At 65.7% G+C, this 2,869-nt stretch carries 3 protein-coding genes; all 3 read right to left on the reverse strand.

The window, feature by feature from the left end; translation table 11 throughout:
- Positions 1-283: 283 nt before the first annotated feature.
- Complete coding sequence (locus tag ACREPD_RS22020) at positions 284-1,099, reverse strand: NAD-dependent protein deacetylase (RefSeq protein WP_431601271.1); 816 nt, start codon at positions 1,097-1,099, stop codon at positions 284-286.
- Positions 1,100-1,146: 47 nt separating this feature from the next.
- Positions 1,147-1,560: an acyl-CoA thioesterase gene (locus tag ACREPD_RS22025; protein ID WP_421570060.1), complete on the reverse strand. Its 414-nt coding sequence runs from the start codon at positions 1,558-1,560 to the stop codon at positions 1,147-1,149.
- Between the two features lie 109 nt (positions 1,561-1,669).
- Positions 1,670-2,689, reverse strand: coding sequence for a ribonucleotide-diphosphate reductase subunit beta (locus tag ACREPD_RS22030; RefSeq protein WP_431601272.1), 1,020 nt, complete (start codon positions 2,687-2,689; stop codon positions 1,670-1,672).
- Positions 2,690-2,869 lie beyond the last annotated feature (180 nt).

The raw sequence follows: 2,869 nt of genomic DNA on the forward strand, positions 1-2,869 counted from the left end.
GTGCTTGGGTCGAACGGTGTGGCAGCCGGGCAGAGCCCGGCGCTACGGGGGTGTGCTTGGGTCGAACGGTGAGGCTGCCGGGCAGAGCCCGGCGCTACGGGGGTGTGCTTGGGTCGAACGGTGAGGCAGCCGGGCAGAGCCCGGCGCTACGGGGGTGTGCTTGGGTCGAACGGTGTGGCAGCCGGGCAGAGCCCGGCGCTACGGGGGCTGTGCGTTGGTCGAACGAGGCGGATAGCGGGGTGTGCGTTGGTCGAATGGTGAGGCAGCCGGGCAGAGCCCGGCGTTAGGCGTTGGCTGGCAATAGGAACGACAGCCCATCTGCGCAGGGCTGCTCTACCTTTAGCGTCAGCAGGTCGTCTGCTCGGGTGCGGCCCAGGTTCAGGGCCGCTACCGGTAGGCCTGCCTTGGCTGCGGCCTGGACGAAGCGGAAGCCGGAATAGACCATCAGGGAGGAGCCGACTACCAGCACGGCGTCGGCGTTGGCCAAGTGGTCGTGTACGGCCGCGACGCGGTCGCGGGGGACGTTTTCGCCGAAGAAGACGACGTCTGGCTTGAGGATGCCGCCGCAGGTGGGGCATGCCGGCACGTTGAAACCGCTGAAATCCACGCCCTCCAGGTCGGCGTCGCCATCGGGCGCCTGCGCGGCCTCGAGCGTGTCCCAGCCGGGGTTGGCGGCCAGCAAGGCGTGCTGGAAGTCTTCGCGCCCGCTGCGGGCCTCGCAGCCCATGCAGCGCACCTGGTCGAGGCGGCCGTGCAGGTCGATGACGCCGACGCTGCCGGCACGCTGGTGCAGGCAGTCCACGTTCTGGGTGAGCAGCACTTCCACATTGCCGCGCGCTTCCAGGGCGGCCAGGGCGGCGTGGGTGGCGTTGGGCGTGGCCTGCCCGAAGCGCGGCCAGCCGATCAGGCTGCGTGCCCAGTAGCGCTGGCGGGTGGCCACCTCGCCCATGAAATCCTGGTAGTTCACCGGTGGGGTGCGCTTCCACTGGCCGTCGGCGTCGCGGTAGTCGGGAATGCCGGAGTCGGTGCTGCAGCCGGCGCCGGTCAGGACGAACAGGCGGCGGGCGCGGTGAATGAAGTCAGCCAGTGGAGTGGACATGCCAGCAAGATGGGGGCGATTGCAGGCTTCGCAATCGCCCTGCCCGTTCAGGGGCCGGCGATGTCGTCGGGCAGCGCCGGCACGGCGGTGGGCTTGTGGTTCTCGTCCAGGGCGATCATGACGAAGTGGCCCCGGGTGCACAGCTTCCGCTCGCCGGTGTGCAGGTCTTCGGCGATGAGCTCCACTTCCACCTTCATGGAGCTGCGGCCTACTTCAACGATGCGGCCCACGGTTTCCACCATCTGGCCGATGCTGATGGGCAGCTTGAAGTCCACTTGGTCGGAGCGCGCGGTGACGACGGTGCGGCGCGAGTAGCGCGCGGCGGCCAGGAAGGCGGCCTTGTCCATCCACGCCAGCGCCTGGCCACCGAACAGGGTGCCCATGTGGTTGGTGTGGTTGGGGAAGACGATTTCGGCCATGCGCACTTCGGTGGGCGGGACGACGTCGGGGGTGGCGGTCATGGCGGTGGGCCGAGGGGTGGAGTCGACGCCGATGATACGGCAGCGATGTAAACGGAAACAAAAAGCCCCGGCAGTGCCGGGGCTTTTCATTACGCATGGAGCCGTTGGATCAGAACGACATGTCGAACGACACTTCGCCCTTCACGCCCACCTGGTAGGCCGAGGAGCGGCGTTCGAAGAAGTTGGTCAGCTCCTGCACGTCCTGCAGTTCCATGAAGCTCAGCGGGTTGCGCACGTTGTACTTCTTTTCCATGCCGAGGCGATGGAAATGGTTGTCGGCGCAATGCTGCAGGTAGTGGCGCATGTCGCGGGTGGAAATGCCCGCCACGCCGCCGGACAGCACGTCTTCGGCGAACTTCACTTCGCATTCGATGGCTTCGGCGAGCATGTCATAGACCTGCTGCTTCATTTCGTCGTCGAACAGGTCCGGCTCTTCTTCGCGGATGACGTCCACGCATTCGAAGGCGAACTCCATGTGCGCGCTCTCGTCGCGGAACACCCAGTTGGTGCCCGAGGCCAGGCCGTTGAGCAGGCCGCGCGAACGGAAGTAGTACACGTAGGCGAAGGCGGCGAAGAAGAACAGGCCTTCGATGCACGCGGCGAAGCAGATCTGGTTGAGCAGGAACTGGCGGCGCTCGTCACGGGTTTCGATGCGCTTGAGGTTCTGGATGGAGTCGATCCACTTGAAGCAGAAGTCGGCCTTCTGCTTGATGGAGTCGATGTTCTCCACGGCGTCGAACGCCTTGGCGCGCTCGTCCGGATCGGGCAGGTAGTTGTCGAGCAGGGTCAGGTAGAACTGCACGTGCAGCGCTTCTTCGTACAGCTGGCGCGAGAGGTACATGCGCGCTTCGGGCGCGTTCAAGTGCTGGTACAGGTTCAGCACCAGGTTGTTGGACACGATCGAGTCGCCGGTGGCGAAGAACGCAACCAGGCGGTGAATGAGGTGGCGCTCGCCCGGCGACATCTTGCCATGCAGGTCGCTGATGTCGATCTGGAAGTTGATCTCTTCCACGGTCCAGGTGTTCTTGATCGCGTTGCGATACATGTCATAGAACTGCGGGTAGCGCATGGGGCGCAGGGTCAGTTCGAAACCGGGATCGAGCAGCATTTGGGCGGGCTTGTCGGCCATGGTGTTTCCTTGCGAAGAGCGGCCGGGCAGAGCCCGGCGCTACGATTACAGCGGCCGTGCAGAGCCCGGCGCTACGATTACTGCAGCCGGGCATGGCCCGGCGCTACGATTACTGCAGCCGGGCATGGCCCGGCGCTACGATTACTGCAGCCGGGCATGGCCCGGCTCTACGGCGGGGTG

The organism is Stenotrophomonas sp. (assembly GCF_050737075.1).
GTDB lineage: Bacteria > Pseudomonadota > Gammaproteobacteria > Xanthomonadales > Xanthomonadaceae > Stenotrophomonas.